Genomic DNA, 25,260 nt, shown 5'->3' with positions numbered 1-25,260 from the left:
CCGTTCGCCGCTGGGGAGAGCACGCGGGCCGTGGTAGGGCGCGGCGACCCCGCCACCGGAGCCCGACCATGCACCTCGCCCGCTTTCCCCGTGTCCGCCTGGCGCACCTGCCGACGCCGCTGCACCCCCTGCCGCGGCTCAGCGACGAACTGGGCATCGACCTGTGGGTCAAGCGCGACGACTGCACCGGCCTAGCGGGCGGCGGCAACAAGACGCGAAAGCTGGAATTTTTGCTGGGCGAGGCCTTCGAGCAGGACGCCGACACCCTGGTGACCCAGGGCGCAGTCCAGTCCAATCACGTGCGCCAGACGGCGGCGGCGGCGGCCCAGCATGGCCTGAAGTGCACGGTGATCCTGGAGGAGCGGACGGGGTCCAAGGCGGTCGACTATGTCGGCAACGGCAATGTGCTGCTGGACCGGCTGATGGGGGCGGACATCAGATTCGTGCCAGGCGGCTCGGATATGGCGGCCGAGCTGGAACGGGCGGCTGTTGACGTCCGGGCCGCGGGCGGGAGGCCCTATGTGATTCCCGGCGGCGGCTCGAACGCGGTCGGGGCTCTGGGCTATGTCGACGCGGCGCGCGAACTCGTGGTCCAGGCCGACGAGCTGGATTTGCAGATCGACCGGATCGTCACCGGCACCGGCAGTGCGGGCACCCATGCGGGACTCGTGGCGGGGCTGGCGGTGATGGGCGCGGACATTCCCGTGCTGGGCATCGGGGTGCGGGCGCCGAAGGCCAAGCAGGAGGAAAACGTCCTGAAGCTGGCCCGCGAGACAGCGACGAAGCTGGGTCGGCCGGACGCGGTTACGGCGGAGATGGTGGTCGCCGATTGCGACTATGTCGGCGAGGGCTATGGCCTCATCGACCAGGGGGTGATCGACGCCCTGACCCTGGCCGCGCGGACCGAGGGGCTGCTGCTGGATCCCGTCTATACCGGCAAGGCGATGAAGGGGCTGATCGCCCTCGCCCGGGCGGGAAAGTTCGAGGGCGAGCGTGTCGTGTTCCTGCACACCGGGGGCGCCCAGGGTCTGGCCGGTTACCATGGCGAGCTGGAGCCTGCGCTGCTGTGAGGCCGGTTCCGGTGGCGGCGTCGGGACGTTAGGCTGAGATCCGCACACAGGAGACGCCCGATGAAATGGATCGCCTTCGCCGCCGCTCTGAGCCTGGTCGCCTGCGCCCAGGCCGAACCGCCCGCCGAAGGGGTCGAAACCCCGCAAGAGCCCGCGACCGAGGACGTTGGCGCCGCGCCGGCCCCTCCCGTCCTCCAGCCAATGGTGTTCGACGAGTTCTCGACCGTGGTCGAGCCGGGCCTCGGCTGCGGATTCAGCGCCGCCGACCAGACGCTGTTCATCGCCACGGCCGAGCCTCGCGACGACGTGCGGGCCAAGGGCGTGGTGAAGCTCGATGGGCGGCTGATCCCGGTCACCCGGACCGAGGCCGGCGGCTACAACGCTTTGGCCGAGGGCGGCTCGTTTCGCGGGGACGCCGTCCTGATGATCGAGCTCGTTCGCGCCCCGGGCGAAGGGACACCGTCGGGAACCGAGACGCGCGCCTGGGACGCCAGCCTCACCGTCACCAAGGACGGTGGCGGCGTCGCCGAGCTGAGCGGAACCTGGGACTGCGGCGCGTGACGCGACGGGTTCTCGGGGTGCTCGGGGGCATGGGCCCGGCGGCGACGGTGGATTTTCTGGCCAAGCTGCAGGCTGCGACCCCGGCCGGGTCGGACGCCGATCACATCCGGGTGGTCATGGACCTCAATCCACGCGTGCCCGACCGGCATGCGGACCCCGAAGGCGCCGGCGCCGAGCTGGGGCGTATGGCGGCGCGGTTGCGCGACCTGGGGGCCGAGGTGCTGGCCATGCCCTGCAACACCGCTCACCAGCACCGAGCCGAGATTGAGGCGGCGTCCGATCTGACGCTGATCGATATGGTGGCGGAAACGGCGCGGGCGGCGGTCGAGAGCGGTGCGCGGACGGTTGGGGTGCTGGCCACGCCGGGCGGAGAGCGCCTTTATGCGGCGGCGCTTGAGACCGCTGGCGCGGCCATGGTGATCCCCACGGATGCCGACCGAGCCAGGCTGATGGGCCTGATCAAGGGGGTCAAGGCTGGCGATCTTGGAACCGAAGCGCGCGCCGGGATGGCGGCGCTGGCGGGCCTCCTTGTCCAGCGCGGCGCGCAAACTCTGATCGCCGGTTGCACCGAGGTTCCGCTGCTGCTGGATCGCGGCAATGCGCCGGCGCCCCTGTGGGATTCGACCGAGGTCCTGGCACGGCGGTGCGTGGCGGTCTGCGGCGCGGGCGCGGCTTAGCGACCGTCCAATTTATAGGCCACGCGCGCCGTTTCGATCCGCGCCAGCTTCTCCTGGAACGGCGCCCAGTCGTCTCGGTCGGCGATGGCCTCCCAGATCGACTCGACCTCGCCGATCAGCATCTCCTCGGGCTCGGCACGGGCGAAGGCCGGATACTCCAGTCGCTCGGGTCGGTCGGGTTCGTGCTCGAACAGGGCGAAGCGGAAGGCGTCAAAGGCTTCCCCCTGCCAGACCGCGCGGCGCGGACCCCGTAGGGCGCGCTCGGAAGACGAGAAGCCCGTGAACCAGTCAAAGAACAGCGGCTCCCAGCGCAGGTCGTCGCCCTTCTCACGCAGCAACGCCAGGCTGGCGTCGAGCAGACGCTGGTCGGCCGCCTCGCCGAGCGACGTCACCCCAAGGCGCATCAGAAAAGCCGCGCGCAGTTCACGAATATAACTCTGACCGAAGCCGTTCAGAGCTTCGACCAACAATTCGGTGTCGGCTACGAGCTTCAGGCAGCCGGCTAGTTGAGTGAGGTTCCAGAACACCGCCTCGGGTTGGCGCGCGAAGGCGTAGAGGCCGGTCTGGTCGAAATAGGCGGCGGTGAAGCCGGGCTCGTAGTGCGGCAGGAACCGCCAGGGACCGTAGTCGAAGCTCTCGCCGGTGACGTTGAGATTGTCCGTGTTGAGCACGCCGTGGACGAAGCCGGCCGCCACCCAGCGCGCGACCAGGCGGGCCGAGGCGGCGACAATCTCCCGCAAAAGCCCAGCCGCGTCGCCCTCGGCGACGCCTGGGTGGTAGAGGGCGCGGACATGCTCGACCAGGGTCCCGATCTGGTCGGCGCGACCCAGATATGCGGCGCGCTGAAACGTGCCAAAGCGGACGTGGCTGTGCGAAAGTCGGACCAGGACCGCCGAGCGGGTGGGGGAGGGCTCGTCATGCCGTTCCAGGGCCTCGCCGGTCTCCATCAGGCTGAGCGCGCGGTTGGTGGGCACGCCAAGCGCCTCCAGCATGGAGGCGGCCAGCACCTCGCGCACGCCGCCCTTCAGTGTCAGTCTTCCGTCGGCCCCGCGCGACCACGGCGTTTGGCCGGAACCCTTAGTCCCGAGATCCATGAGGCGACCGGTTTGGTCGCGTAGCTGGGCCGCCAGAAAGCCGCGCCCATCGCCCAGGTCTGGATTGTAGGTACGGAACTGATGGCCGTGATACCGCATGGCGATCGGACCGGGCTGGCCGGGCAGGGGCGTGAACCGACCGAAGTGGTCGACCCATTCCGCCTCGGTCAGCGACCCGAGACCGACTTCGGCCGCCGCTCGGTCGTGGCGCCAGCGCAGGGTCGGCTCGGGAAAGTCGGCAGGCCGGACAGCGTCTGCGTAGTCGTCGCCCAGCGCGAAGAAGGCGGGCTCGGGATCGTAGTCGGGAGCGACGGGCATCGGGGCGGTGTGGCGCGCTCGGACGGCTTCCGCAACGTCGAACCGCTCAAAGCCCCGTGGAGCTTGACCTAAGGTCATTCAATTCTGTCGCTTTAGGGTCACACAGACGGCCAACTGAGGGCGCCCACGCAAGCGTGACCATGGCGAGTCATTGTCGGACTCAGGGGGCTGCGATACGCCTGATGGTAACGACTCCGCCGTTCCACGAAGGACGCGGGGCAGGGACAGGAAACGCCGCGGACTTCTCCGTATCCGGAGCGGCCCGGCCTTTGGGAGGCAGGCCCCACCATGCGCACCATCAAGACGCTTCGCTACTCCGCCTCGGCCGCCGCCGTGGCCGCTGTCGCCTTCGCCGGCGCCGCCCAGGCCCAGGTTCAGGACGACGACCTTCCGGTCACCACCGTCGACGAGATCGTGGTCACGGCCCAGCTGCGCGAACAGAGCCTGCAGGAGGTGCCGATCGTGGTCACCACCCTGTCGCAGGAAGTGCTGGAAGGCGCCGGCGTCGCCGACATCAAGGATCTCCAGATCCTGACGCCGGGCATGACCGTGACCTCCACCCAGTCGGAGGCCTCCACCACCGCCCGTATCCGCGGCGTCGGCACGGTCGGAGACAACCCCGGCCTGGAGAGCTCGGTCGGTGTGGTGATCGATGGCGTCTATCGCTCGCGCAACGGCGTCGGTTTCGGGGATCTGGGCGAACTGCAGCGCATCGAGGTGCTGAAAGGCCCGCAAGGCACTCTGTTCGGGAAGAACACCTCAGCCGGCGTGATCAACATCATCACGGCCGCTCCGTCGTTTGATCCCGGCTTCCAGGGCGAGATCAGCGGCGGCAACTACGGCGCGCTTGCCGCGTCGGCGTCGGTGACGGGTCCGCTGACCGATCAGATCGCCGGCCGCTTCTATGTCGGCATGCGCGAACGCGACGGATACTATGACGTCGACACCGGCGACGGCCCCCGCACCCTTGAGGAAGATCAGACCCAGGATTTCTGGACTGCCCGTGGCCAACTGTTGATCCTGCCGTCCGACACGGCCTCGATCCGGCTGATCGCCGACTACTCCAAGCGCGACGAGTTCTGCTGCGTCGGCGTAGTAACGCGGTCCAGCCCGACGGCCGCCATTATCAATCTGCTGACCGCGCCCAATGGCCCGGGCACCGCGCCGCAGGGCGGCGGTGACGGCACCCTGCCGTTCTCGCGCCAGGCCTACGCCAACCGCGACACCGATCAGCGCATTGAGGACATGGGCCTGTCGGCCGAGGTCAACCTGGACCTTTGGGACGGTTCGGCCACATTCACCTCGGTCACCTCGTTCCGTGACTGGTCGACCGTCAATGGCATGGACATCGACTATACCGGGGCGGACATCCTCTATCGCGAGGATGATGGAGACTTCGGTTATTCGCTCGATAACCTGACCCAGGAGTTCCGCCTGGCCGGTACGACGGACCGCTTCGACTGGCTGGTCGGCGGCTTCGCGACGCTGGAAAACATCAGCCGTCAGGACAGCTACTATTTCGGAGCCGACTACAATCCCTTCATTTCGCTTCTGCTGACGTCCAGCCTGGCCCAAGCGACCGGCGGCGCGATCGCACCGAGTCCTGCGCGGTTGGGCTGCTTCTCGGCCAATCTCAACGCCCTCGGCATCCCGCCGGCGGCTCAAGGCCAATTCCTTCTCGGCTGTTTGGCCGGCAATCCGGCCGCGCCCGCCCTTGGACCCGTGAATATCCTCGGCCAAGGCGTCCAGGACACCTACAGCCAGCGCTCGGAATCTCTGGCCGTGTTCACCAACAACACCTGGCGCGTGACCGACCAGTTCGAGATCACCCTGGGTCTGCGCTACACCATGGATAACAAGCGTCTGCTCGGGGTGCAGGACAACATCAACGGCAATGGCGCGGCCTGCGCCGGGGTGCTGGGCAATGCTGGGCTCATCACCGCCACGGCCCAGGGCGTGCTCGGCGCCGCGGCGGGAGGCGCGGCGGCTCAGTCCCTCATCGGCGCCCAGTGCCTGCCCTGGACCAACCCGCTTTTCGACAGCCGCGAGATCAGCGAAAACTTCGACGACGGTGAGCTCTCCGGCACGATCAAGGCGGCCTACAAGGTGACCGACGACCTGATGGTCTATGGCTCCTTCGCCCGGGGCTACAAGGGCTTCGGCTACAACATGGACCGGGTCCAGACCGGCGTGACGCCGGACGCCTCGCTGTTTTTCCCGGCCGAGACGGTCGACAGCTATGAGCTGGGCGTGAAGTCGACCTTGTTCGACGGCTCTGTGCTGCTGAACGCCACCTACTTCGACCAGACGTTCGAGAACTTCCAGCTGAACACCTTCCTCGGCACGGCCTTCGTGGTGGAGTCGATCCCCGAGCTGACCTCGCGCGGGGTGGACGCCGATGTGGTGTGGTTCACGCCGGTCGAGGGTCTGTCATTCCAAGGTGGCGTGACCTACACCGACGCGGCCTATGGCGAATTCACCGCCGCCGACCTGACCAGTCCGGCGCGCTTCCCGCAACTGTCCCTCCTGCCGGGCGCCCGGCCGTCGTTCGCGCCGGAGTGGTCGGCCTCGGGCTCGATCAACTTCGACCGTTCGATCGGCATGGGTCTGCGCGCCGGCTTCAATCTCGCCGCCAAGTATCAGACCGAGTACAACACCGGCTCTGACCTGATCCCCTTCAAGATGCAGGACGACTTCACGGTCGTGAACGGCCGCATCTCGATCGGCTCGGAAAGCGAGCTGTGGACCCTGGACGTGTGGGGTCAGAACCTGACGGACGAGGAGTATACCCAGGTCGCCTACAACTCACCGCTTCAGGGGACGGCCTTCCAGACCACGGCTCAGCCGGACGGCACCTTCTATAATCAGGGCCTGGACACCCAGGGCATCAGCGCCTTCCTGGGCGCCCCGCGCACCTATGGCGTGACCCTTCGGGTCCGTTACTGAGTTTCGCGACAGGCGCGGCCCGGGGGCCGTGCCGAGGGGGCGAACGAAACCGGCGGAGGGCATCCCCCTCCGCCGGTTTTTTTTGCGTTAGTTTCCGGGCAGCCCCATTTTCACGGGGCTGCGGGGCCTCAAGCGATCAGCCCTCGGAGCGCTGAGCCCTGAGCGCGGGCTTGGGCAGATCGTAGCGGTCGTTCTCCATGACCTGGACCCAGGCCTTGACGAAGTCGCGCACGAACCGCTCGCCAGCGTCGGCGGAGGCATAGACTTCGGCGAGCGCCCGCAATTGCGAGTTGGAGCCGAACACCAGGTCGGTGCGCGTCGCCGTCCAGCGCTTCTCGAGGGTCTCGCGGTCCGAGCCGACGAAGGTTTCGTCGGAGTGGTCATCGACCTGCTTCCACGCCGTCTTCATGTCCAGAAGATTGACGAAGAAGTCGTTGGTCAGCTGGCCCGGACGGTCGGTCAGGACGCCGTTCTCGGAGGCGCCGTGGTTGACGCCCAGCACGCGCAGTCCGCCGACCAGCACCGTCATCTGAGGAGCGGTCAGGCCCAGCAACTGCGACCGATCGACCAGCAATTCCTCGGTCGGCACGTTGAACCGGACCTGAAGATAGTTGCGGAAACCATCGGCCTTGGGCTCCAGCACCGCGAAGCCTTCAACGTCGGTCTGTTCCTGCGTTGCGTCGGTACGGCCGGGGGTGAAGGGCACGGTGATCTCGTGACCCGCCGCCTTTGCCGCCTGTTCGATCCCGACCGAGCCGCCGAGCACGATCAGATCCGCGATCGAGACGTTCAGACCCGAGGACGACTTGATGCCCTCATAGACGGCCAAAACCCTCGACAGCTTGGCTGGCTCATTGACGTCCCAGTCCTTCTGAGGAGCCAGGCGGATGCGCGCGCCGTTGGCGCCACCGCGGTGATCCGAGCCGCGATAGGTCGCCGCGGAGGCCCAGGCGGTGCGGACCAGGTCGGCCACCGACAGCCCGGAGCCCGCGATCGCAGCCTTCAGCGTCTTCACGTCGACGTCGGACAGTTTGGGACCGGTATGGGCCGGGATCGGGTCCTGCCAGATCAGGTCTTCCTTAGGCACTTCCGGGCCGAGGTAGCGGATCTTCGGTCCCATGTCGCGGTGGCACAGCTTGAACCAGGCGCGGGCGAAGGCGTCGCCGAAATAGGCCGGGTCGGCCCGGAATTTCTCCATGATTTCCCGATACTTGGGATCGACCTTCATCGCCATGTCGGCGGTGGTCATCATGGTGGGAACGCGCTTGCCGGGTGTATGCGCGGCCGGCGCCAGCGTCTCCGGCGGATTGCCGACCGGCTGCCATTGCTTCGCCCCGGCGGGCGAGCGGACCAGCTCGTACTCGTGGTCCAGCAGCATGTCGAAATAGGTCATGTCCCAGGTGATGGGCGTGGGAGTCCATGCGCCCTCGATCCCCGAGGTGATCGTATGGTCGCCCATGCCGCTTTCGTGGCCCGAGACCCAGCCCAGGCCCTGCTGGGCGATGTCGCCACCCTCGGGGCTGATGCCGACCTTGGAGGCGTCGCCGGCGCCGTGGGCCTTGCCGAAGGTGTGGCCGCCCACGGTCAGGGCCGCCGTCTCCTCGTCATTCATGCCCATCCGGGCGAAGGTCTCACGGATATCGCGGGCCGATTCCAGCGCCTCGGGCCGCCCGCCGGGGCCTTCCGGATTGACGTAGATCAGGCCCATCTGGATGGCCGCGAGCGGCTCCTCCAGCGCCATCTCCTTGTCGGGCTGGATACGGGTTTCGTTGCCCTCGTCGCCGACCCAGTTTTCTTCGGTGCCCCAATAGACGTCCTTCTCGGGCTCCCAGACGTCGGCGCGACCGCCGCCGAAGCCGAACACCGGGCCGCCCATGGATTCGATCGCCACATTGCCGGCCAGGATGAACAGGTCGGCCCACGAGAGGTTGGCACCGTACTTCTGCTTGATCGGCCACAGCAGGCGGCGCGCCTTGTCCAGATTGCCGTTGTCCGGCCAGGAGTTCAGCGGCGCGAACCGCTGCTGGCCTGCGCCCGCGCCGCCGCGACCATCGCCGGTCCGGTAGGTGCCGGCCGAGTGCCAGGCCATGCGGATGAAGAAGGGGCCGTAGTGGCCATAGTCAGCCGGCCACCACGACTGGCTGTCGGTCATCAGGGCGTGCAGGTCACGCTTGACCGCCTCGTAGTCGAGCTTCTTGAAGGCCTCGGCATAGTCGAAGTCGTCGCCCATTGGATCGCCGGTCCGGCCCTGCTGATGCAGGATGTCGACCGCCAGATGGTTGGGCCACCAGTCGCGGTTTGTGCGTCCCAGGAGCGAGCGCAGCGCGCTCTTTTCCTTCTTGGGGTCCGAAAGAGGGCTGCCGCCAGCGTTTCCGTCCATGACCTCTGTCCTTCTCGAGGGGATGAGTGATGGGCGCAACCTAGGCCGACCTGTTCGACAAGAACAATCGATAAGTCTTCTTACCGACCACAATGAAATTTATAACCGGCCTGGTCGCGGTGGGGATCGGCATCCTGTGCTAGGACCACGCCATGCGCGCTTCCCTGGTCCTCGCCGTTCTCGCCCTGACCTCACCGACAATGGCTCAGGAAATCCGCCCGAGAACCTGGGCCAATCCGGTCGACGTCGACTACAAATACAATTTCGAACAGACCCATCGAGGCATCAGCTATCGCACCGGGGCCGACCCTGTGATCGTGCTGCACCGCGACCGCTATTTCCTGTTCCAGACCCTGGCCGACGGCTACTGGACCAGCGAGGACCTGCTGGACTGGTCCTATGTCAGCCCGAACAAATGGCCGTTCGAGTCCAATGTCGCGCCGGCCGCGCGCTCGGACGGGGAGCGGCTTTATCTGATGCAGTCGGCCTTCGAGCCTCGGCCGGTGCTGGTGTCGGAGCACCCCGAGACGGGCCATTGGGACTGGCACACCCGCATCCTGCCGCCGGTCCCCGGCGCGGTCAGCCGCAACGAGGAGGGCTCCTACGGCGAGGGCGGCCTGCCCGAGGGCAAGCTGCCGCCCGGCCCCTGGGATCCCGATCTGTTCATCGACGATGACGGCCGCTGGTACCTCTACTGGGGCTCGTCGAACCACTATCCGCTGTACGCCGCAGAGGTCGATCCGGACCCGCCGATGCGGTTCCTCAGCGAGCCGATCGCCCTGCACGTGCTGCACCCCGACCGCCACGGCTGGGAGCGGTTCGGCGAGGATCACTCAGGCGGCCTGCCCGACGGCACGCCCATCCGGCCCTATATGGAGGGGGCCTGGATGACCAAGCACGGGGGGCGGTACTACCTGCAGTACGGCGCACCCGGCACCGAGTACAACGCCTACGCCAACGGGGCCTATGTCGGCGACAGTCCGCTGGGGCCATTCGAGTACGCGCCGTGGAATCCGATCAGCTACAAGCCCGGCGGCTTCGTCGAGGGCGCCGGGCACGGCTCGACCTTCCAGGACAAGCACGGCAACTGGTGGAACACCGGCACGCCCTGGCTGGGCCACAACTGGACGTTCGAGAGGCGCATCGCGATGTTCCCGGGGCGCTTCGAGGCCGACGGCCAGATGTGGTTCACCAGCCGCTTCGGCGACTATCCGCAGGTGATGCCGGATGGGCCGGTCGAGGATCCCGAGCGCCTGTTCACCGGCTGGTTTCCGCTGTCCTATCGGGCTCCGGCCGAGGCCTCATCGGCTCAGCCTGAGCATGGCCCAGAACACGCGGTGGACGAAAATCCCCGCACCTACTGGTTGGCGGCTGAGAACGCGGAGGGTCAGACCCTAACCATCGACCTAGGCTCCGCAAAGACTGTCCACGCCGTCCAGGTCAACTATGCGGACCACGAGAGCGGGGTCTATCGTGAGAGCCCGGACATCCGCACCCGTTTCCGCCTGTCCTGGTCCGAGGACGGGGAGAGCTGGACCGCCTTCGCCGACCTGTCCGACAGCGATCGCGACCGGCCCAACGCCTATGTCGAGGGCGCGACGCCGGTTCCGGCCCGTTTCCTCCGCTACGAACACATCGAGAGCCCCGGCGCCAACCTGGCCATCGCGGACCTGCGGGTGTTCGGAACCGCCGAGGGACCGGCGCCGGCTGCTCCCGCTCTGCTCGGCGTCGAGCGCAGCGCTGACCAGTTAAACGCCACGGTTCGCTTCCGGCCGGTTGGGGGCGCGTTGGGCTATAATGTCCGCTGGGGCCTGACCCCCGACCGCCTGACCCACACCTATCAGCTCTATGCCGACGAACCGCGCGCCGTCGCGGCCGAACTGGAGATTCGGGCCCTGAATGCGGGCGTCGACTATGTCTTCGCGGTGGAGGCGTTCTCGCCCAGCGGGGTCTCGGAGCTCAGCGAGACCCGCGCCGCTCCGGCGACCTGAAGTCGCGGCCGGGAACCGTGGCCTTCGGTGCGGATTTCTCCCGCATGAACAAGCTCCTGATGATGCTCGCCCCCATGCTGCTCAGCCGCGGCGGCCGCCGGATCGCCGGCCGCAATGCCGGCAAGCTGGCCCTCGCCGGTATGGTCTTCAACCTGCTCAAGAAACGACGCAGCCATCCGCGTCGTCGCTGATCGAGGCTTTGAGACCGCCCGTTTCGTGCGATGAAGACGCATGATCCACGTCCACCATCTCGCCGACTCCCGCTCCCAGCGCGTCCTGTGGCTGCTGGAGGAACTCGGCCTCGACTATGAGGTCGTGCGCTATGAGCGCGATCCTCAGACCTATCTCGCCCCGCCCGCGCTGAAGGCCATCCATCCTCTGGGGAAGTCGCCCGTTGTCGAGGTGGGCGACATCCGCGTCGCGGAAACGGGCGCCATCGTTGAATGGCTGTTGGAGACCTACGACAAGGGTCAGCTTCGGCCACCGGCGGGCACTGAGGCGGCTCGGCGCTTCACCTACTGGCTCCATTACTCTGAAGGCTCGGCCATGACCCCGTTGTTGCTCAAGCTTGTGTTCAGCCGTCTGCCCAGCGGCGCGCCCGGCCTGGTCAGACCGCTGGTGAAGACGATCGCCGCCAAGGCGCAGTCCGGCTTCGTCGATCCGCAGCTCGAGACCCACATCGCCTATTGGGAGGCCGAACTCGGCAAGTCGGACTGGTTCGCGGGTGAGGCCTTCTCGGCCGCCGACATCATGATGAGCTTCCCGCTGGAGGCGGCCACCGCCCGCGCCGGCGCGGGCGAGCGCCCCAGGATCCGCGCCTTCCTCGACCGCATCCATGCGCGGCCGGCCTATCGGGCGGCTCTCGCCCGGGGCGGCCCCTACGCCTATGCCTGACTGCCGGTGAACATCGGTTCATGACGGCGCCGGCAATTGGGCTTACCGCGATTTCACTAGGCTGATCCGCCTCGAACCCCGACAATGGGACCGGTTTCAACAGGAGCCGCGAGAATGCGTCTCTTCCTGCTCATGGCCTCGGCCACCGCTCTGATGACCGCCGCCTGCGACGGCGAGGGCTCGCGCGTGAGCACCGTCAGCATCACCGATGACGGCGGGCCGCTGAAGGTCGTGACCACTCTGCAATGCCCGCAGACCCAGGGCCCGCTGACCCGCAAGGGCGGACCGGCTGCCGACGGCCTCAGCTGCGACTACGCCGGTCCGCGAGGGTCCGAAGTCACCCTGCATCTGGTGGCCCTCGACGGCGCCGACGCCACCGAGGCTCTCAAGGCCTTCGAAACGCGCCTGTCGTCCGAGCTTCCCGCTGCCGAGGCGCGACTGGCCTCCGCCCCCATGGAACAGGCGGCCGACGCCACGGTCGATGTCCGTAGCGAGACCGTGGACGGGGTCGAGCACGCCGAGGTCCGCATGCCGGGCGTGGATATCCAGGCCAAGGGCGACGACGCGGTGGTGCGTCTGCCGGGCATGTCGATCGACGCGTCGGGAAACAAGGCCATCGTCCGCATCGGCGGGCTGCAGATCAACGCCGATGACGCCTCGGAGCAGGTTTCGATCACCACGGAGGACGAGGCGCTCGACATTCGGGCCCACGGAGACGCCACGGTGGTTCGCACCCGTGCGCCCGGCAAGAGCGTCCGCGCCAACTTCATCCTGACCGATGGTTCGGGCGAGGCGCGCGGCCTTTGGCGTGTGGTCGGATACGAGGCGCGCGGTCCCTCTGGCGGCCCGATCGTGGTGGCCACGGTCAAGTCCAAGGGACGCAACGAGGACGGCCTGTTCGACGCCGCCCGCGACCTGGTCCGGCTGAATGTCGGGGATTGATCCGGAAGCAGGCCTCCGCTTCGCTTGATCCGATGAGCCGGATGCGTCACCACCGGCCGCCCGATCGCGATCCCGGACCTCCACCCTTGCCCGACGGCGCCCGCCCCGCTCGTATCCGCACTACCGCCGCCGACAAGCCGCGCGCCTGGCAGCGCATGCTGTCCGGCCGCCGTCTCGACCTGCTCGACCCATCACCCTTCGATGTCGAGATCGAGGACATCGCCCACGGGCTGGCCCGCGTGGCCCGCTGGAACGGCCAGACAGTCGGCGATCACGCCTTTTCCGTCGCCCAGCACAGTGTGGTGGTTGAGGAGATCGCGGCCCACATGAAGCCCGGGCTGGAGCCAAGGTGGCGGCTGGCTGCCCTGCTGCACGACGCCTCGGAGTATGTGATCGGCGACATGATCTCCCCGTTCAAATCGGCGCTCGGGGTCAACTACAAGAGCTTCGAAAGCCGGCTGGAGGACGCCATTCACGTCCGCTTCGGCCTGCCGCCCAAGACGCCGAGCGCCATCAAGGCCCTGATCAAGAAGGCCGACCGCGCCTGCGCCTATTTCGAGGCGACCCAGCTGGCGGGGTTTGGCCGAACGGAGTCTCTCAAGCTGTTCGGTCGGCCGCCCGCCGATTATGACCTGGTGATCGAGCCCCAGTCGCCCTCGGCGGCCCAGAAGGCCTATCTCGACCGCTTCCGCGTGCTCAGCGAGGCCACCGGCCTCAGTCCCGCCGCCGACGCCTGGCACACTGAATGACCACCGCGCCGCACCTCGCTCAGGACGGCGTGCTGATCGGCCTGTCGGCCGTGGTCATGGCGCTGAAGGAGGGCGAGGCGGCGGCCCTGCTCATTCACGGCGAGGGCGGCGAGGCGCCGGCCCTGCCGTTCGGACCGTTCGATCCGTCCGCGCATCGAACCTTCGAGCTGGCGCTACGCGATTTCGTAGAGGCCCAGACCGGCTTGCCGCTAGGGTATGTCGAACAGCTCTACACCTTCGGAGATGCGGGTCGCGATCTTCCGCGGGCCGAAATGGGGGCCGGCGCGCGCCGGGTGGTTTCGATCGGCTACCTGGCCCTGGCGCGGCGGGCGGAGGCGCCGGAACGCCCGGATGCCCGCTGGACCCGGTTGATCGACTGTTTTCCGTGGGAGGATTGGCGCAAGGGCCGTCCCTCTCTGATCGACGATCGCATCGCGCCGGCTCTGCGCGCCTGGGCCGGGGGGAATACGACGGCCCGAGCCCGGGTTGACGCCCTGTTCGCCCTGTCCGGCCTGCGCTGGAACGAGGAGCGGGTGCTGGATCGCTATGAGCTGCTTTACGAGGCCGGCCTCGTTCCCGAGGCGGCGCGCGACCACGGTCGCTCCGCGGCCGAGCCTCTGCCGGGGCTGGCGCTGGCCTCGGATCACCGTCGCATTCTGGCCACCGGCCTGGGCCGGCTGCGGGCCAAGCTCAAGTATCGGCCGGTGCTGTTCGACCTGATGGGTGATCGCTTCACCCTGTCGGAGCTGCAGCGCGCCGCCGAGGCCGTCGCGGGGCTCAAGCTGCACAAACAGAATTTCCGTCGCGGGGTGGAGCGCGCGGGCATGGTCGAGCCCACCGGGACCCTGTCGAACGCCACCCGGGGCCGCCCGGCGGAGCTGTTCCGGCAGACCGGCGCGGACGCCGTGGGGCACGCGCCGGGTCTGTCCCTTCCGGCCGCGCGATAGGGCTTGCGGGGAGCGGTCGGCATCGCTAGTTAGGCGCCTCGCTCGACCCTGAGATGTTCGGCGCCGCGGAGAGGTGGCTGAGTGGTCGAAAGTACCGCACTCGAAATGCGGCGTAGGTGGAAGCCTACCGTGGGTTCGAATCCCACCCTCTCCGCCACCGGCCGTTCGCCGATCGACCTCCGACATCACGCGATCCGCTGGACGAGGACATCCTGATGACCGAACCCCGTTTGACGTCGCTGGCCCACGGCGGCGGTTGCGGGTGCAAGATCGCTCCGGGGGCGCTCAGCGATATCCTCAGGGCCATGCCCCAGGCCGGGCCCTTCGCCGATCTGCTGGTCGGGACCGAGACGTCCGACGACGCGGCGGTGTGGCGGCTGAACGACCGTCAGGCCTTGGTCGCGACCACGGACTTCTTCATGCCGGTGGTGGACGACCCGCGCGACTTCGGCCGGATCGCGGCGACCAACGCCCTGTCCGACGTCTACGCCATGGGCGGCCGGCCGATCCTGGCCCTGGCCATCGTCGGCATGCCGATCAAGGTGCTGTCGCCCGAAACGATCGGGGCGATCCTGGCGGGCGGGGCCGAGATTTGCGCCGAGGCGGGCGTGCCGGTGGCCGGGGGCCACTCGATCGACAGCGTGGAGCCGATCTATGGACTGGTGGCGTTGGGCCTGGTCGATCCGGCCAAGGTCATGACCAATCGCGGGGCGAGGCCGGGCGACGCGCTCATCCTGACCAAGCCTCTGGGCGTCGGCGTGCTGAGCGCCGCCTTCAAACAGGGGCGGCTGGACGAGGCCGGCTATGCCGCGCTGATCGACACGACCACGCGGCTGAACCGCATCGGCCCGGATCTGGCGCCGCTGGCCGGCGTCCACGCCATCACCGACGTGACCGGGTTCGGCCTGCTTGGCCATGCGCTGGAAATGGCGCGCGGCGCCGGCGCGACGATCGAGATCGACGCCGGCGCGGCCCCGGTCCTGCCGGGCGTCGAGGCCCTGCTGGCCCAGGGCGTGGTCACGGGCGCGTCCGGCCGCAACTGGGCCAGCTATGGCGAGGGTGTCACGGGCTCGGGCGCCCTGCCGTCCGGGCGGCTGGACCTGTTGACCGATCCTCAGACCTCCGGCGGTCTGCTGGTCGCCGTGGCGCCGGACGCCGTGGCCGAGGCCTTGGCCATCGCCCGCTCCGGCGGCTTTGCCCAGGCGGCCGTGGTCGGCCGGGTGGGGGAGGGCGCGCCCGGCGTCAGCCTGGTGTGATCCGCGTCACGGCCGAGGTCTCGCCCCAGGCGCTGGCAGCCCATGACGCCATCATCGACGTCCGCAGCCCGTCGGAATTCGCCGAGGACCACCTGCCCGGCGCGATCAACCTGCCGGTGCTCGACGACGTCGAACGCGCCGAGGTCGGCACGGAGTATGTGCAGGGGTCCAAGTTCCGGGCCCGTCGGCGCGGCGCGGCGCTGGTGGCGGCGAACATTGCCCGGCATCTGGAGGACGCGCTCGCCGACCGGCCGGCGCATTTTCAGCCTTTGATCCACTGCTGGCGCGGCGGCCAGCGTTCGCACGCCATGGCCACGATTCTGGACCAGGTCGGCTGGCCGGTGACGGTGCTGGACGGCGGCTATCGGACCTGGCGCCGGTCGGTGGTGGCGGCGCTGTACGACGTCCCGCTGGGGCATCGGCTGGTGCTGATCGACGGCCGCACGGGCGTCGGCAAGACGGCGCTGCTCGCGCGGCTGGCCGAGCGCGGCGTGCAGACGCTGGATCTGGAGGGTCTCGCCAACCATCGCGGCTCGCTGTTCGGCGCCATGCCGGGCGGCCAGCCGCCGCAGAAGCTATTCGAAAGCCGGCTTCACGCCGTCCTCGCCCGGCTCGACCCCAAGCGCCCCACGGCGGTCGAGGCCGAGTCCAGGAAGGTCGGCGCCCGCGTGCTGCCGCCGCGCCTGTGGGAAGCCATGCAGGCCGCGCCGGTGATCGAGGTCACGGCGCCGCTGGACGCCCGGATCGACCATATCCTGACCGACTACGCCGAGATCGGCGCCGATCCCGATGCGCTCGATCAGGCCCTGACCCGCCTGCCGCGTCACCACGCCAAGGCGACCATCGCCGAATGGCGCGCCCTGGCTGCCGCCGGTGACCTGAGACCTTTGGTGAAGGCGCTGATCGAGCAGCATTACGATCCGGCGCATGCGCGCTCAGGCCGCACTCCGAACGCGCGGCTGTCCGCTCACGACCTTTCAGCCGTCGAAACCGCGGTCGTAAACGACGTCAGACGTACCCCTGCACCGGCCTCACATCCAACTCCCCGGCCTTGATCGCCGCGATGGCCTGGGCGGTGGCCAGGGCGGCGGGGGTGGTGGTGTAGTAGGGGATTTTCATCATCAGGGCGGTGCGGCGGATCGAGAAGCTGTCCGACAGCGACTGTTTGCCCTCGGTGGTGTTGAAGACCAGCTGGACCTCGCCGTTCTTCATGGCGTCGACGATGTGGGGGCGTCCCTCCAGCACCTTCTTGACCAGCCGCGCCTCCAGACCCTGTTCAACCAGGTAGGCGTGGGTGCCGCCGGTGGCGATCAGGCTGAAGCCTTGGTCGACCAGGGCGCGGGCGGCCTCGAGAATGAACGGCTTGTCGTCGTCCTTGACCGAGATGAAGGCGCAGCCTTGGGTCGGCAGGGTGGTGCCGCCGCCGATCTGGCTCTTGGCGAAGGCGCGGGCGAAGGCGGGGGTCAGATCGGCCTCGTCGTCGCGGCGCCAGTCCAGGCCCATGACCTCGCCGGTCGAGCGCATTTCCGGCCCCAGCACCGTGTCCACATTGGCGAAGCGGGCGAAGGGAAAGACGGCTTCCTTGACCGCGACGTGGTCCAGGGCGCGGTCGACCAGGCCGAACGACGCCAGGGGCTCGCCGGCCATCACCTTGGCGGCGATGGCGGCCACGGGCGCGCCGATGGTCTTGGCCACGAAGGGCACGGTGCGGCTGGCGCGTGGATTGACCTCCAGCACGAAGATGCGCGGGCTCTCGCCGTGCGGCTCCTCGATGGCGAACTGGACGTTCATCAGGCCGCGCACCTTCAGCGCCCGGGCCATCTCGGCGGTCTGGCGCTTCAGCTCGGCGATGACCTCGGCCGACAGCGAGTGCGGCGGCATGGAGCAGGCGCTGTCGCCCGAATGCACTCCGGCTTCCTCGATATGCTCCAGCACGCCGGCAACGAAAACGGTGTCGTCGTCGCACAGGGCGTCGACGTCCACCTCGGTGGCGCGGTTCAGATAGTGGTCGATCAGCACGGGGTCGTCGCCCGAGACCCGCATGGCCTCGCCGACATAGCGGTCCAGCTGTTCGCGATCGTGGACGATCATCATGCCGCGGCCGCCCAGGACGTAGGAGGGGCGCAGCACGACCGGATAGCCGACCTCGTCGGCCTTGTCGGCGGCTTCCTGGGCGCTGCGGGCCAGGCCGTTCGGCGGCTGCATCAGGCCGATGTCGTTCAGCATGACCTGGAACCGCTCGCGGTCCTCGGCCAGGTCGATGGAGTCCAGGCTCGTTCCCAGAATCGGCACGCCGTCCTCGTCCAGCGCGTGAGCCAGCTTCAGCGGGGTCTGGCCGCCGAACTGCACGACGCAGCCGATCAGCTCGCCCTTCGACCGCTCGACCTCGATCAGCTCCAGCACGTCCTCGGCCGTCAGCGGCTCGAAATAGAGCCGATCCGACGTGTCGTAGTCGGTGGAGACGGTCTCCGGGTTGCAGTTGACCATGATCGACTCCACCCCGATGTCGGCGAAGGCGAAAGCCGCGTGACAGCAGCAATAGTCGAACTCGATCCCCTGGCCGATGCGGTTCGGGCCGCCGCCCAGGATGATGGCTTTCTTCTTGTCCGTCGGCTGGGATTCGCACTGCGGGACCTGACCCAGGGCGCCGGTCTCATAGGTCGAATACATATAGGCGGTGGCCGAGGCGAACTCGGCGGCGCAGGTGTCGATCCGCTTGAACACCGGGCGGACGTCGAGCGACCGGCGGGCCTTGCGGACCTCGGCCTCGGTCGCGCCGGTCAGCTGCCCCAGCCGGGCGTCCGAAAAGCCCTTGGCCTTCAGGCGGCGGAACTCGGCCGCTTCGGCGGGCAGACCCGCGACACGGATATGGCCTTCGGTGCGCACGATGTCGGCGATCTGGCGCAGGAACCAGGGCTCGTAGGCGCAGGCCGCGGCGACCTCCTCGACCGTCAGCCCATGGCGAAAGGCCTGGGCGATGACGCGGATCCGGTCCGGCGTCGGCAGTCCCAGGGCGCGGATGACGGCGGCGCGGGCCGAGGCGTCGTCCTCGGCGTCGCCGGACCCCTGCTGCACCGTTCCGTCGATCTCGATCTCGTCAAAGCCCGACAGGCCCGTCTCCAGCCCGCGCAGGGCCTTCTGCATGGATTCCTGGAAGGTCCGGCCGATGGCCATCACCTCGCCGACCGACTTCATCGAGGTGGTCAGGTGCGGCTCCGACCCCGGATATTTCTCGAAGGCGAAGCGGGGGATCTTGGTGACCACATAGTCGATCGACGGCTCGAACGAGGCCGGCGTCACCTGGGTGATGTCGTTGGTCAGTTCGTCCAGGGTGTAGCCGACCGCCAGACGCGCCGCGACCTTGGCGATGGGAAAGCCGGTGGCCTTGGAGGCCAGGGCCGAGGACCGCGACACGCGCGGGTTCATCTCGATCACCACCATGCGCCCGTCGGCCGGATTGATGGCCCACTGCACGTTCGATCCGCCGGTCTCGACCCCGATCTCGCGCAGCACATTGATCGAGCCGGTCCGCATCCGCTGATATTCCTTGTCGGTCAGCGTCAGGGCGGGGGCGACGGTGATCGAGTCGCCGGTATGGACCCCCATAGGGTCGATGTTCTCGATCGAGCAGATGATGATGCAGTTGTCCGCCTTGTCGCGGACCACCTCCATCTCGAACTCCTTCCAGCCCAGCACCGATTCCTCGATCAGCACCTCGGTGGTCGGCGACAGGTCCAGGCCGCGCTCGACGATCTCGCGGAACTCCTCGACATTGTAGGCGATGCCGCCGCCGGTGCCGGCCAGGGTGAAGCTGGGGCGGACGATGGCCGGCAGGCCGACGAAGGCCAGGGCGTCGTCGGCCTCGTCGATGTGATGCACCGCCCGGCTGCGGGGCGATTCCAGGCCCAGCTTGTCCATCGCGTCGCGGAATTTCTGGCGGTCCTCGGCCTTGTCGATGACCTCGGCGCGCGCCCCGATCATCTCAACTCCGTGCCGCTTCAACGCCCCCGACGCGTCCAGCGCCAGGGCGGTGTTCAGCGCCGTCTGGCCGCCCATGGTGGGGAGCAGGGCGTCCGGCTTTTCCTTGGCGATGATGCGCTCGACGAACTCGGGCGTGATCGGTTCGATATAGGTGGCGTCGGCCAGTTCCGGATCGGTCATGATCGTGGCCGGATTGGAATTGACCAGGATGACGCGATAGCCCTCGGCCTTCAGCGCCTTGCAAGCCTGGACGCCGGAATAGTCGAACTCGCAGGCCTGGCCTATGACGATCGGCCCGGCGCCGATGATCAGGATCGACTGGATGTCCGTACGTTTGGGCATCTCAGCCTCCTCAGTTGGTCACGACCGCGCATTCCCAGCCGTCGTAGTCCAGCTGGAAGGCCGCGGCCCAGGATTGCATCATCGAAGACACCGGCGCGAAAGAGGCTTCGTCCACCGCCATGGTGGTCTCCAGCACGGTCGAGTCGTCCGATCCGCGCGTGATGTAGCCGGCGCGCCGCGCGACCTCGTTCAGATCGTCGTGGTCGCCGTCGCCCATGAAGTAGAACAGGGTGTGGCGCGGGGTGACGCCCGAATCCCCATGCTCGGCAAGGGCGGCGCGGATCATGGCGTCGCGTTCGTCATGGCTCGGAACGTCGGACATGTCGGAGACTCCTGCTCGCGGACGCGCGCTCATCCGCGCCGGACGGCGGGACGGGGGCGGGTGGGGTTGTCGGCTAAGCGGCCCGTCTAAAGAGCCTGTCGGCCCAGGGCAATGCCGAAGTCGGATAGCGAGCAAGGAGCTGGTCAGCGAGAAGACCGCGAAACAACCATAGCTTGCTATATGAACGGATATACACCTAAGATGATGCAGCGATTCCAGGAGCCCAGAGAGATGCCGACCCTCCAGCCCGCTTCGCCCGAAGCCGCAAAGACCCGCCGTCGCGTTTCGTCCGACTACCCTGTCCGCGAATATATCGCCGCCATGTCCCGAGAGCTGGCGCGCATGGCTGAATGGGATGGGGACGAGGACTTGTCGCGCGCTCTGGATCAGGCGGCGGGACTGGCGGAACGATCGCGCTGAAAGATCAGGCGGAGCAGACCTGATCGCCGGGAAGCAGGTCAGCCCGGCCGGCCAGCGACAGTTCCAGAAGCGCGGCGGCCAACTGACCTGCAGGTACGCCCGCCGCGCGCGCCAGTTCGTCGCGTGACACCGGGGTGGGCGACAGCAGGGCGGCGATCCGCTCAATGACATCCGGGGCGATGTCGCCAGCGTCTATGGGCCAGTCGGCGGTTGGGGGCGGCTCGGACAGAGAGCGCAGGGTCTCGAAGGCGCGAGTCACGTCATCCACCCCCTCACACAGGATGGCGCCGTTGCGGATCAGGTCGTTGCAGCCCCGCGCCCGGGGGTCTAGCGGCGAGCCAGGCACGGCGAAGACGTCGCGACCCTGTTCGGCGGCGAGACGCGCGGTGATTAGGGAGCCGGAGCGCATCTCGGCCTCGACCACAATGACGCCGCGCGACAGGCCGGAGATGATGCGGTTGCGGCGGGGGAAGTCCTTGGCCGTGGCGCGGGCGCCGACCGGGCTTTCGGACACCACCGCCCCCTGTTCGAGGATGCGGGCGTATAGGTCGGCGTGCTCCGGCGGGTAGATGTCGTCAACGCCACCGGCCAGAACCGCCACGGTTCCGGTGGCCAGCGCGCCCTGATGCGCCGCGCCGTCAATGCCTCGGGCTAGACCCGAGACCACCACATGGCCTGCCTGCCCTAGCTGCTGGGCCAGTCCGCGCGCGATCCTCTGGCCGGCGGCCGAGGCGACCCGGGCGCCGACGATGGCGAGGGAGGGCCGCGACAGGATTTCCACCGATCCTCGCACCCACAGCAGGGGCGGGGGCGGATCGACGGCGGCCAGCAGCGGCGGCCAGTCGGACTCGCCATGAAACAGCAGCCGGGCGCCCAGCCGCTCCCCGGCGGCCAGCTCGGCCTCGACCCGGCGTGGGTCGGGCAGGGCGTAGGCCGCGGCTCCGCCCCGCCGGGCCAGTTGGGGCAGGGCGTCCAGCGCCGCGACGCCGCTTCCGAAGCGGCCGATCAGTTGGCGAAAGGCGACGGGGCCGACGCGGTCGGCCCGGGCCAGGGTCAGGCGGGCCAGTCGCTCCCGCCCGTCCATCAGCCGGCCTTCTGACCGAGGCGCGACTCCGTTCCCTTGAGCAGGCGGCCGATGTTTTCTGCGTGCCGGATCCAGATCAGGACGCCGCAAAAGGTCAGCATCCCCACCAGGGCCCAAGGGGCGGGCAGGCCCAGCATTCCCAAAGGCAGCAGAGCGATCACCGGCGTAACGGTCGCGGCGGTCAAGGATGCAAGGGAGGAGAACCGGAACACCGCCGCCATAACCAGCCAGATCACGGCAGCGATCAGGCCCAGCGGCCAAGCCGCCGCCAGCACCAGGCCGAAGAAGGTCGCCACGCCCTTGCCGCCCTTGAACTTCAGCCACACCGGGAACAGGTGCCCCAGGAAGGCCGCGCCGCCCGCCAGAGCCGGGATCAGGTCGCCGCCAAGGATGGCCTTGGCCATCAGGAAGCAGAAGGCCCCCTTGCCGGCGTCCAGCACCAGGGTGGCGATGGCCAGGTCACGCCGCCCAGTCCTCAGCACATTGGTCGCGCCGATATTGCCCGAGCCTATGGCGCGCACGTCTCCGGCGCCCGCCGCCCGTGTGATGACCACACCAAAGGGGATGGAGCCGATCAGATAGCTGACCGTCACCACCCCGATCATGACCATGACGATAATCGCCGCCAGATCCTGCAACGCGAACTCCCCCGCAACTCGGCCGGACGATGCGTCGGCGGCGGCGGCGGGGCAAGGGCGAACCTGACTCAGAATTAATGCACCCGTCGGTTCTTTCCGGGCAAGGAAGACCCCCGAAACGGAGGAATTCCATGCGCCTGATGTCCCGCGTTCTCGCGACCGCCGCTCTGTCGGCCCTGTTGGCCGGGGGCGCCTTTGCTCAGGATTTCTCGGAACAGCGGCTGTCTGACGGCGTCCGCACCATCTCGGCCGACGAGTTCCAGGGCCGCTGGCCGGGATCGGAAGGCGAGGACAAGACCCTGGCCTGGCTGCAGGCCCAGTATGAGGCGATCGGCCTGGAGCCGGGCGGCCCGGACGGCGGCTGGCTGCAGCCCGTCACTCTGTTGCGGTTCACCCCGACCGAGCCAGCGACCGTGTCGTGGACGGGGCCCGGCGGTGCGGGCGGGGCGCTTGAGGCGGGCGTGGACGTCACGGCTCGTACGCGGGGTGACGCAGGGTCCGCTTCGATTGCCGGCGCGCCGCTGGTCTTCGTCGGCTACGGCGTCAACGCGCCGGAGCGAAACTGGGACGACTTCGGCGATGTCGATCTGACCGGCAAGATCGCGGTGGTGCTGGGCGGAGAGCCGGACGACGAACGGTTCCGGGGCGAGTTTCCTACCCTGTACGGACGAGCCGACACCAAGATGGACGAGCTCCGCCGGCGCGGCGCGGTGGCCATGCTGACGGTTTCGGGCTTCGACGCCGTCGACCAGCGCTGGCGGCGCGGAGCCGGCGTCGCTCGTCCGCGCACGACCATCGCCGGCGAAGCCGAAGGCGTCTCCCTGTCGATGAACCGCGACGCCGCCGGTCGCCTGTTCGCCGCCGCCGGTCAGTCGTTGAGCCAGCTGACCGATCGGGCCGAGAGCGAGGCGTTCGTCGCCGTGCCGCTGGAGGGCGTCACCCTGTCGGTGCAGGCCAGTGAGACCGCCGAGCGGGTCGAGACCCACAATTTTATCGCCCGGCTGTCGGGGACCGACCAGGCTGCCGAGACCATCGTGGTCTCGGCCCACTGGGACCACGTGGGGACGCGGGAGCCCGCCGAGGGCCAAGCCGCCGACGCCCACGCCGATCTGATCTTCAATGGCGCCTGGGACAACGCCTCGGGCACGGTCGGCGTGGTCGAACTGGCACGTTCGCTGAAGGCTGCCTGGCCGTTCGAGCGATCCGTTGTTTTCCTGCACGTCACGGCCGAGGAGCAGGGGCTGCTGGGTTCCGAGTTCTACGCGGCCAATCCGGTCTATCCTCTGGAAACCACGGTCGCGAACGTGAATATCGACATGCTGCCGATCGGCGGTACGACCCGCGACCTGCCGATTTTCGGCCTGGGCCAGAATACGCTGGAGGACGAGCTTCAGGTCCTCGCCACCGCCGAGGGTCGCACCGTCACCGACGACGGCCAGCCGCAGCAGGGCTTCTACTTCCGTTCGGACCACTTTCCCTTCGCCAACGCCGGCGTTCCGGCCCTGATGCCCTGGCATGGCGTCGAGCTGGACGAGGTCGGGCGCGAGGTGGGCAAGCCCGCCTATGATGCGCTGTTCCGCACCATCTATCACCAGCCGTCGGATGAATGGTCCCCCGACTGGACCTGGGGCGCGGCGGTCGAAACCCTGACGCTGATGCATCGCCTGGTCGCCGACCTGGCGGATAGTGATCGTTGGCCGGAATGGAAGGCCGATTCGGAATTCGCTAGCCGTCGTGCCGAGAGCGACGCCGCACGTCAGTAACGCGCGGGGACGGTCAGAACTGCTGGTACTGGCCGTTGATTGAGTAGTTGAAGCCGATCGGCAGGGCGTCGCGAATCTGGCTGAAGAAGAGCGACACCTCGGCCAGGGTGGTGCGCGGTACGAACAGGATGTCGGAGCGGCGCAGTGCCAGGATCTCGCCGCGCCGGGGCCTCAGGTCGACGGCGCGCAGCATCCGCGTGCCGCCGGGTCCGCGCCGGATCAGGGCGACCTGATCCTGCCGGGCGCTGGGCAGGAAGCCGCCGGCCAGAACGATGGCCTGATAGGCGTCGATGTCGCCGGGCATGTCATAGACGCCGGGAGTGCGAACCTCGCCGTCGACCCAGACCTTGAGCGGCTGGGCCGTGGTCACCGCAATCTCGACGATGGGCCGGACCAGTTGGCTGGCGTAGCGGCCCTCCAGCTCGGTCTTCAGTTCCGGAATCGACCGATCCGCCGCCATGACCTGACCCACCAGCGGCAGGGTGATTCGCCCGTCCGGCGCGATGGTCGGCGCGCGGTTCAGCTCCGGCGCCGTGGGTGTCTGGATATCGAGCACATCACCCGGATAGAGCAGATAATCAGGCTCTGCGTCCGTCCAGCTGGCGAACTCGACATTCGGGAATTCACCCGGCCCCATGGGCTGCGGGCGCAGGCCCCCATATTCCGTGGCCGAAGGCCCGCTGGAGCAGGCGCCGGCCGCCAGGCCGCCACCGAGGATGGCCAGCAGCGCGCGGCGGTCGAGTTGACGAGGCGTCGAGGCCACGGACGGGTCTCCGAGGGAGCGAAAAAAACTATTCCGATCCGCACCCTGGGCGATCATGGGTAACCGGGGGTTAACGCGGAGGGGCGAAGGCTGGGGTCGCGACGCCTTCGTCGATCGGATTC

21 protein-coding genes and 1 tRNA gene are annotated in these 25,260 nt (G+C 68.3%); 15 read left to right on the top strand and 7 right to left on the bottom strand.

All coding sequences use genetic code 11. The features are described from left to right. The first annotated feature begins 68 nt into the window (after positions 1-68). The 3 genes from cuyA to cuyB are packed head-to-tail and all read left to right on the top strand — an operon-like array spanning position 69 to position 2,308. Positions 69-1,070 carry a D-cysteate sulfo-lyase gene (gene cuyA / locus EES48_RS08130; protein ID WP_122465895.1) on the top strand — a complete coding sequence of 334 codons (1,002 nt, stop codon included), beginning with the start codon at positions 69-71 and terminating at the stop codon, positions 1,068-1,070. A gap of 60 nt (positions 1,071-1,130) precedes the next feature. Then, positions 1,131-1,631, top strand: coding sequence for a hypothetical protein (locus tag EES48_RS15145; protein WP_240623282.1), 501 nt, complete (start codon positions 1,131-1,133; stop codon positions 1,629-1,631). Further along, positions 1,628-2,308 carry a cysteate racemase gene (gene cuyB, locus EES48_RS15140; protein WP_240623281.1) on the top strand — a complete coding sequence of 227 codons (681 nt, stop codon included), beginning with the start codon at positions 1,628-1,630 and terminating at the stop codon, positions 2,306-2,308. Before EES48_RS15145 ends, cuyB begins: the two co-directional genes overlap by 4 nt. On the opposite strand, the gene EES48_RS08120 is transcribed toward cuyB, so the two are convergent. After that, positions 2,305-3,720, bottom strand: a complete 1,416-nt coding sequence (locus tag EES48_RS08120; protein WP_122465893.1) for a protein adenylyltransferase SelO — start codon at positions 3,718-3,720, stop codon at positions 2,305-2,307. The two genes, cuyB and EES48_RS08120, sit on opposite strands and share 4 nt — an antisense overlap. 288 nt (positions 3,721-4,008) lie before the next feature. Between EES48_RS08120 and EES48_RS08115 the strand changes: the two genes are divergently transcribed. Further along, positions 4,009-6,666 (top strand): TonB-dependent receptor, encoded by a 2,658-nt coding sequence (locus tag EES48_RS08115; protein ID WP_122465892.1) that lies wholly within the window; start codon positions 4,009-4,011, stop codon positions 6,664-6,666. A gap of 136 nt (positions 6,667-6,802) precedes the next feature. Here the strand turns inward: EES48_RS08115 and katG are convergent, their stop codons facing one another. Next, positions 6,803-9,046: a catalase/peroxidase HPI gene (gene katG / locus EES48_RS08110; RefSeq protein WP_122465891.1), complete on the bottom strand. Its 2,244-nt coding sequence runs from the start codon at positions 9,044-9,046 to the stop codon at positions 6,803-6,805. A 152-nt stretch (positions 9,047-9,198) separates the two neighbouring features. On the opposite strand from katG, the gene EES48_RS08105 reads away from it, so the two are divergent. The 9 genes from EES48_RS08105 (at position 9,199) to mnmH (ending at position 16,880) form a co-directional block, all read left to right on the top strand. After that, positions 9,199-11,037, top strand: a complete 1,839-nt coding sequence (locus tag EES48_RS08105; RefSeq protein ID WP_122465890.1) for a family 43 glycosylhydrolase — start codon at positions 9,199-9,201, stop codon at positions 11,035-11,037. Positions 11,038-11,081: 44 nt separating this feature from the next. Continuing rightward, the gene (locus EES48_RS14840) at positions 11,082-11,228 is read left to right on the top strand and encodes a hypothetical protein (RefSeq protein ID WP_162998084.1); all 147 of its coding nucleotides are present in this window, start codon (positions 11,082-11,084) and stop codon (positions 11,226-11,228) included. A 40-nt stretch (positions 11,229-11,268) separates the two neighbouring features. Next, the gene (locus EES48_RS08100; protein ID WP_122465889.1) at positions 11,269-11,931 is read left to right on the top strand and encodes a glutathione S-transferase; all 663 of its coding nucleotides are present in this window, start codon (positions 11,269-11,271) and stop codon (positions 11,929-11,931) included. A 114-nt stretch (positions 11,932-12,045) separates the two neighbouring features. Further along, the gene (locus EES48_RS08095; protein ID WP_122465888.1) at positions 12,046-12,873 is read left to right on the top strand and encodes a methyltransferase type 11; all 828 of its coding nucleotides are present in this window, start codon (positions 12,046-12,048) and stop codon (positions 12,871-12,873) included. A 155-nt stretch (positions 12,874-13,028) separates the two neighbouring features. After that, positions 13,029-13,622 (top strand): YfbR-like 5'-deoxynucleotidase, encoded by a 594-nt coding sequence (locus EES48_RS08090; RefSeq protein ID WP_122465887.1) that lies wholly within the window; start codon positions 13,029-13,031, stop codon positions 13,620-13,622. Continuing rightward, positions 13,619-14,569, top strand: coding sequence for an NUDIX hydrolase (locus EES48_RS08085; RefSeq protein ID WP_122465886.1), 951 nt, complete (start codon positions 13,619-13,621; stop codon positions 14,567-14,569). The genes EES48_RS08090 and EES48_RS08085 overlap by 4 nt, the downstream gene beginning before the upstream one ends. Before the next feature lie 67 nt (positions 14,570-14,636). After that, positions 14,637-14,726: transfer RNA gene (locus tag EES48_RS08080), tRNA-Ser, on the top strand. Positions 14,727-14,784: 58 nt separating this feature from the next. Continuing rightward, complete coding sequence (gene selD, locus EES48_RS08075) at positions 14,785-15,825, top strand: selenide, water dikinase SelD (RefSeq protein ID WP_122466211.1); 1,041 nt, start codon at positions 14,785-14,787, stop codon at positions 15,823-15,825. After that, positions 15,822-16,880, top strand: a complete 1,059-nt coding sequence (gene mnmH / locus EES48_RS08070) for a tRNA 2-selenouridine(34) synthase MnmH (RefSeq protein WP_122465885.1) — start codon at positions 15,822-15,824, stop codon at positions 16,878-16,880. The genes selD and mnmH overlap by 4 nt, the downstream gene beginning before the upstream one ends. Here mnmH and carB read toward each other — a convergent pair. After that, positions 16,834-20,148, bottom strand: coding sequence for a carbamoyl-phosphate synthase large subunit (gene carB / locus EES48_RS08065; protein WP_122465884.1), 3,315 nt, complete (start codon positions 20,146-20,148; stop codon positions 16,834-16,836). The two genes, mnmH and carB, sit on opposite strands and share 47 nt — an antisense overlap. 10 nt (positions 20,149-20,158) lie before the next feature. After that, positions 20,159-20,470 carry a hypothetical protein gene (locus EES48_RS08060; RefSeq protein WP_240623280.1) on the bottom strand — a complete coding sequence of 104 codons (312 nt, stop codon included), beginning with the start codon at positions 20,468-20,470 and terminating at the stop codon, positions 20,159-20,161. A gap of 231 nt (positions 20,471-20,701) precedes the next feature. On the opposite strand from EES48_RS08060, the gene EES48_RS08055 reads away from it, so the two are divergent. Then, positions 20,702-20,890 carry a hypothetical protein gene (locus EES48_RS08055; protein ID WP_162998082.1) on the top strand — a complete coding sequence of 63 codons (189 nt, stop codon included), beginning with the start codon at positions 20,702-20,704 and terminating at the stop codon, positions 20,888-20,890. A 4-nt stretch (positions 20,891-20,894) separates the two neighbouring features. Here EES48_RS08055 and dprA read toward each other — a convergent pair whose 3' ends face one another. Together dprA and plsY are read right to left on the bottom strand one after the other, a co-directional pair. Then, a complete protein-coding gene (gene dprA, locus EES48_RS08050; protein ID WP_122465882.1) occupies positions 20,895-21,974 on the bottom strand; it encodes a DNA-processing protein DprA in 1,080 nt (359 codons plus the stop codon). Then, the gene (plsY, locus tag EES48_RS08045) at positions 21,974-22,612 is read right to left on the bottom strand and encodes a glycerol-3-phosphate 1-O-acyltransferase PlsY (RefSeq protein ID WP_240623279.1); all 639 of its coding nucleotides are present in this window, start codon (positions 22,610-22,612) and stop codon (positions 21,974-21,976) included. The genes dprA and plsY overlap by 1 nt, the downstream gene beginning before the upstream one ends. A gap of 131 nt (positions 22,613-22,743) precedes the next feature. Here plsY and EES48_RS08040 point away from each other — a divergent pair, with 131 nt between their 5' ends. Next, complete coding sequence (locus EES48_RS08040) at positions 22,744-24,375, top strand: M28 family peptidase (RefSeq protein WP_240623278.1); 1,632 nt, start codon at positions 22,744-22,746, stop codon at positions 24,373-24,375. Between the two features lie 13 nt (positions 24,376-24,388). On the opposite strand, the gene EES48_RS08035 is transcribed toward EES48_RS08040, so the two are convergent. Then, positions 24,389-25,138, bottom strand: a complete 750-nt coding sequence (locus EES48_RS08035; RefSeq protein ID WP_240623277.1) for a polysaccharide biosynthesis/export family protein — start codon at positions 25,136-25,138, stop codon at positions 24,389-24,391. Positions 25,139-25,260: the final 122 nt, after the last annotated feature.

The organism is Brevundimonas lutea (assembly GCF_003704105.1).
Classification (GTDB): Bacteria; Pseudomonadota; Alphaproteobacteria; order Caulobacterales; family Caulobacteraceae; genus Brevundimonas; species Brevundimonas lutea.
This window is presented reverse-complemented; position numbering and strand designations above follow the sequence as displayed.